Origin of the sequence: Streptomyces sp. NPDC006923, assembly GCF_040635655.1 — a bacterium.
Taxonomy (GTDB): Bacteria; Actinomycetota; Actinomycetes; order Streptomycetales; family Streptomycetaceae; genus Streptomyces.
Window position 1 is genome coordinate 1 of record NZ_JBEYIF010000050.1, and the last position, 6,568, is coordinate 6,568.

Annotated in this window: 2 protein-coding genes; both read right to left on the reverse strand. The window is 71.2% G+C overall.

Going from position 1 to position 6,568, the window contains the following annotated elements:
• Positions 1 to 1,658: beta-ketoacyl synthase N-terminal-like domain-containing protein (locus tag ABZ707_RS33170; RefSeq protein ID WP_360182578.1), on the reverse strand; the 1,658-nt coding region annotated here is incomplete at its 3' end.
• Positions 1,659 to 1,714: 56 nt separating this feature from the next.
• Positions 1,715 to 6,568 (reverse strand): type I polyketide synthase (locus tag ABZ707_RS33175; RefSeq protein ID WP_360182581.1); only part of this gene is annotated, 4,854 nt, incomplete at its 5' end.

Genomic DNA, 6,568 nt, shown 5'->3' on the forward strand with positions numbered 1-6,568 from the left:
TCCAAACCCGCACGACCCACCGCCAGCGAATACCCCACATCCACCACACCCAGCCCCACACCACCCTCCACACACCCCAACAACCGCTCCGCCTGCCCCCGCAACGCCCCCTCACTCTTCCCCGACAACACCCAGGAGTACGGGGTTCCGGCGAGCGCGGGCCCGGCCGCCATGTCCTTCTCGCCGACGGGTCGCGTCTCGCGCCGCTCGGCGGCGTCCTCGGCGGTGTCCTGTTCGTCCGGCGACTCCGTCGCCGTCTCCGGGGTCCCGGCGGCCGGAGGCTCTTCGAGGATGGTGTGCGCGTTGGTGCCGCTGAAGCCGAACGACGACACCGCCGCGCGGCGCGGCTCGCCGGTCTCCGGCCACGGGACGGTCTCCGTCAGCAGGGCGACCGCGCCCGCGTCCCAGTCCACATGCGAGGTCGGCTCGTCGATGTGCAGCGTCTTGGGCAGGACGCCGTGCCGCATCGCCATGACCATTTTGATGATGCCCGCGACGCCGGCCGCCGCTTGTGTGTGGCCGAAGTTGGACTTCACCGAGCCGAGCAGCAGCGGCCGGTCGACGGGCCGGTCCTGGCCGTATGTCGCGAGCAGCGCCTGCGCCTCGATGGGGTCGCCGAGCGTCGTTCCCGTGCCGTGTGCCTCGACCGCGTCGACCTGGTCGGCGGACAGGCGGGCATTGGCGAGCGCCTGGTGGATGACACGCTGCTGGGAGGGGCCGTTGGGCGCGGTCAGACCGTTGGACGCGCCGTCCTGATTGACCGCGCTGCCGCGCACCACGGCGAGGACCGGATGGCCGAGGCGCCGGGCGTCGGAGAGCCGCTCGACAAGGAGCATGCCCACGCCCTCGCCCCAGCCGGTGCCGTCCGCGGCCTCCGCGAACGGCTTGCAGCGGCCGTCGGCCGCCAGCCCGCGCTGCCGGCTGAACTCGGTGAATGTCGAAGGCGACGCCATGACGGTCACACCGCCGGCGAGTGCCAGGGTGCACTCGCCGTTGCGCAGCGCCTGGACGGCGAGGTGCAGAGTCACCAGCGACGACGAGCAGGCCGTGTCGACGGTGACGGCGGGGCCTTCGAGACCGAAGGTGTAGGCGACCCGGCCGGAGGCAATGCTTCCCGAACTGCCGGTGCCGAGGAAGCCTTCGACGCCCTCCGGTACGGAGCCGAGACGTGAGGTGTAGTCGTGGTACATGACGCCCGCGAAGACGGCCGTCCTGGTGCCGCGAAGTCCTGTCGGGTCGATGCCGGCCCGCTCGAACGCCTCCCACGAGGTCTCCAGCAGCAGCCGCTGCTGCGGATCCATCGCGAGCGCCTCGCGCGGTGAGATCCCGAACGGTGTCGGGTCGAAAGCGCCGGCGTCGTAGAGGAAGCCGCCTTCGCTGACATAGCTGGACCCGGCCTGTTCGGGGTCGGCGTCATAGAGCGTCTCCATGTCCCAGCCCCGGTCGGTGGGGAAGCCGGAGATGGCGTCGCCGCCGTTGGAGACGAACTGCCACAGGTCCTCGGGGCTGCGTACACCGCCGGGGTAACGGCAGCTCATCGCCACGATGGCGATCGGCTCCTGGTTCTTCTCCTCGACCTCGCGCAGCCGCCGGCGGGCTTGGCGCAGGTCCGCGGTCGCCCGCTTGAGGTAGTCCCGAAGCTTGTCCTCATTCACCATGACGTCGGCTCCTTGCGAAGGGGGAGGTAAGGCTCATCAACTGGGGACGCTCCCGTTCAGGAGGAGCCGAGTTCGTCGTCGAGCAGGTCGAAGAGTTCGTCGTCGGTGACCGACGCGAGGTCGTTGTCTTCGGCGGCGTCGTCGGCCGCCGGGTCCTGGGCGCTGTCCCACTTCGCCGCGAGAGCCTGCAGCCGCATGGTGATCCGCGAGCGTGTGACGCTGTCGGAGGCCGCGCCGGACAGCGCTGCCTCCAGGCGGTCGAGTTCGTGGAACACGGACGGGCCCTCTTCGTGGGGCAGTGCGGCGCGCAGATGGTCCGCGAGGGCACCGGGAGTGGGATGGTCGAAGATCAGAGTCGCCGGAAGCCTGAGCCCGGTGGCCGCCTTGAGGCGGTTGCGCAGCTCGACCGCGGTGAGCGAGTCGAAGCCCAGTTCCTTGAAGGCCAGGCCGGGTTCGATGGCGCCGGCACCACTGTGGCCGAGGACGGCCGCCACATGGGTGCACACCAGGTTGAGCAGGACCCGGTCCCGTTCCGCCGGCGAGAGGCCGGAGAGGCGCTCGGCGAGGCCGGTCGCCGTATCGGCGCCCGTACCGGTGCCGCCGGAGGCTGTCGCTCGTCGCAGGGGGGTACGGATCAGGCCGCGCAGCAGCGGTGGCACCGGTCCTGACCCCGTCTGGGCGCGGAGCGCGGAGATGTCCAGTCGTGCGGGGATGAGCAGGCTGTCGTCGGTGGCACTGGCGGCGTCGAAGAGCGCGAGGCCCTCGGCGTTGCTGAGCGCGGTCATACTGCCCCGGTTCAGGCGCTGCCTGTCGGTTTCGTCGAGGGACGCGGCCATACCGCCGTCCTCGTCTGCCCACAGCCCCCAGGCCAGGGAGAGCCCGGCCAGGCCCTGGGTCCGGCGGTGGTGGGCGAGTGCGTCAAGGAAGGAGTTGGCCGCCGCGTAGTTGCCCTGGCCCGGGTTGCCGAAGACGCCCGCCGCCGAGGAGAAGAGGACGAACGCGGCCAGGTCCGCGTCCTGTGTCAGCTCGTGCAGATGCCAGGCGGCGTCCACCTTCGGGCGCAGTACACGCGCCATGCGCTCCGGTGTGAGCGAGCCGACGGTCCCGTCGTCGAGCACTCCCGCCGCGTGGATCACGGCAGTCAGCGGGTGGCGGTCGGGCACGGAGCCGAGGAGCGCCGCCAGCGCGTCCCGGTCGGCCGTGTCGCAGGCCGCCCAGGTGACGGTGGCTCCGGCCGCGGTCAGCTCCTCGGTCAGCTCGGCCGCGCCTTCGGCGTCCGCGCCGCGGCGGCTGGTCAGCAGCAGGTGGCGTACCTCGCGCTCGGCCACGAGATGGCGGGCGAGCACACCGCCGAGGGTGCCGGTGGCGCCGGTGATGAGGACGGTGCCTCGCGGGGCGAGCGCCGATGGACGGGCGCCGCCGTGGGACGCCGTCCTCGCCAGGCGGGGGGTGTGTACGGCCCCGGCGCGTACGGCGAGTTGGGGTTCGTCCGAGGCGAGGGCCGCAGGCAGCGCGCGGATTGATGCCTCGTTCCCGTCGAGGTCGACCAGCACGAGCCGGCCGGGGTTCTCGGCCTGCGCGGAGCGGATCAGCCCCCATACGGCGGCGCGCGGCAGATCCTCGACGGTCTCGTCGGCGCTGACGGCGACGGCGCCACGGGTGAGCAGGACCAGCCTGGAGTCCTCGAAGCGTTCCTCGGCCAGCCATTCCCTGATGAGGGCCAGCGCCCCGGTCGTGGCCCGGTGGGTGGCCGCCGGAGTGTCCTCCGCCCCGGTGGGATCGGGCAGGCACGGGACGAGGACGGTCTCGGGCACACTACCCGTCCCGGCGGCCCGGTCGGCCGGGAGGGAGGCCGCGAGGTCCGCGATTCCGGTGTGGCCGGTGAGAGCGATGCCCGCACCGCCGAGGACGGCTTCCAGCTCGGGGGCATCGCCGCCGAGGACGGCCCAGGGGGTCCCGGCCGCGAAGTCGGCGGCCGGTACGGGCAGGGCGGCCCAGTCGAGGCGGAACAGCGACTCATGGTGTGCGGTCTGGATGTGCTCGGCGGCCAGCGGCCGGAACGACAGTGTGTCGACGGACACGACCGGCCGGCCCGTCTCGTCGGTGATCATCAGGGTGACGGCGCCGTGCCCGGTGCGGGCCGGGGCCACCCGTACCCGCAGGGCCGCCGCGCCGACAGCCTGGAGCCGTACCCCGTCCCAGGAGAAGGGCAGCCGCGGTCCATCGCTGCCGGTGTCCGTCTCCCGCGTCGTCGCCGCGTCGCCTCCGGCCGCCGTGTCCGTCGCGTCGTCGGAGGTGTGGAGGAAATCACCGAGACTGACCGAGTGCAGTGCCGCGTCCAGAAGCGCGGGGTGCAGTCCGAAGGCGTGGGCGTCCCCGGCCTGTTCCTCCGCCAGCACCACATCGGCGAACACCTCGTCGCCACGCCGCCAGGCGGCCCGCAGCCCCTGGAACACCGGTCCGTAGCCGAGTCCGGACGCGGCCAGACCGTCGTACAGCCCGCCGGTCTCGACCGCTTCCGCGCCGACGGGCGGCCACACGGCGTCGGTGTCGGCGGTGGCCGCGTTCTCGTGGTCCGCCGGGCCGGCGGTGGCCAGGGTGCCGGCCGCGTGCCGGGTCCATGGCGTGTCGGGTGCGGCGTCCTCAATACGGGACCAGATGGTGAGGCCCCGCCGGCCGGACGCGGAGGGCTCGTCCACGGTCAGCCGTAGCTGTACCCCACCGTGTTCCGGCAGGACCAGCGGTGCTTCGAGGACCAGGTCTTCCAGCAGGTCGCAACCCACCTCGTCTCCGGCCCGTACGGCCAGCTCGACCAGTGCGGTACCGGGCAGCAGCACCGTGTCCCGCACGGTGTGGTCGGCGAGCCAGGGGTGGGTGCGCAGCGAGAGCCGGCCGGTGAAGAGGAAGCTGTCGGTACCGGGCAGGTCCACCGCCGCACCGAGCAGCGGGTGACCGGCCGCTCCCAGGCCGGCCGAGGCCATGTCGCCGGGGGCGGCGGCGGTTGTGTCCGGCCAGTAGCGGCTGCGCTGGAACGCATGGGTCGGCAGGTCGACGCGGTGGACGCCCGTGCCCGCGAAGTACGCCTGCCAGTCGACGGTCACACCGTTGGTGTGGAGGGTGGCGAGAGCCTCGATCAGGGTGCCGGCCTCGGGCCGGTCGCCGCCGCGCAGCAGTGGTACGAAGACGGCGTCCCGGCCGTGGTCCTGGCTGTCGCCGCGGTCCGGATCGCGTTGGTCATCGCGGTCGTCGAGGCAGTCCTGCGCCAGTGCGGTGAGGACTCCGGCCGGGCCGAGCTCGATGTACGTGGTGACGTGACGGTTCTCCAGTGTCCTGATGCCGTCGTGGAATCGGACGGCCTCCCTGACGTGCTGGACCCAGTACTCGTGGTCGGTGATCTCCTCGGCCGTGGCGACGGTACCGGTCAGATGGGAGACCACCGGGATCCTCGGCGCCTGGTACGTGAGTCCGGCCGCGACCTCACGGAACGCGTCCAGCATCCCGTCCATCAGCGGCGAGTGGAAGGCGTGACTGACCGTCAGACGACGTGTCTTACGCCCCTGGTCCTGGAAGGTCTGCCCGATCACCGCGACGCCGTTCTCGTCGCCGGAGACCACGACGGACGACGGGCCGTTGACGGCCGCGATGCTTGTCCGGTCGGTGAGCAGCGGCGTCACCTCGTCCTCGGACGCCTGCACCGCCACCATCGCACCACCCGACGGCAGCGCCTGCATCAACCGGCCACGCGCCGCCACCAGCTCACACGCATCCGCCAATGACAGGACACCCGCGACATGCGCGGCCGTGATCTCGCCGATCGAGTGCCCGGACAGGAAGTCCGGCCGCAGACCCCACGCCTCCACCAACCGGAACAACGCCACCTCGACCGCGAACAACGCCGGCTGAGTGAACCCCGTACGGTCCAAAGCCTCGGCATCCTCACCGAACAGGACATCCTTCAGAGGCCGCTCAAGCCTCCCGTCCAACTCCCCACACACCGCGTCCAACGCCTCCGCGAACACCGGAAACGCCTCATACAGTTCACGGCCCATGCCCAGGCGTTGGCTGCCCTGCCCCGTGAACAGGAACGCGGTCTTTCCGGTTCCTGTCGCCCATCCTTCGGACAGTTCCGGCGCCGACTCGCCACGTAGGAAGGCGTCGAGTCCGCGCAGGAGGCCGTCGCGGTCGTCCGCGACAAGCGCGACGCGGCGTTCCAGCGCGCTCCGGGTGGTGGCCAGGGAGTACGCGACATCGGAGAGGCGCAGCTCAGGGCGCTCCTCCACAAATGCCCGCAACCGCGCGGCCTGGGCCTTCAGCCCGTCAATGGATTTGGCGGAGATAAGCCAGGCCGAGTGCGAGCCGGCAGCACTCGGGACCGCGGTTTCCTCGCGGTCCTGGAAGTCCTCCGGGGCCTGTTCGATGATGGTGTGGGCGTTGGTACCACTGAAACCGAACGACGAGACCGCCGCGCGACGCGGCCTCCCCGTCTCCGGCCACGCCACCGCCTCATGCAACAACTCCACCGCACCCGACGACCAATCCACATGCGGCGACGGCACCCCCGCATGCAACGTCCGAGGCACCACCCCATGACGCATCGCCATCACCATCTTGATAATCCCCGCCACACCCGCAGCCGCCTGCGTATGACCAAAATTCGACTTCACCGAACCCAACAACAACGGCCGCCCAGCATCCCGACCCTGCCCATACGTCGCCAACAACGCCTGCGCCTCAATCGGATCACCCAACCGCGTCCCCGTACCATGCGCCTCCACCACATCCACATCACCCGACAACAACCCCGCGTTAGTGAGAGCCTGACGAATCACCCGCTGCTGCGACGGACCATTCGGCGCCGTCAAACCATTCGACGCACCATCCTGATTCACCGCACTCCCCCGCACCACCGC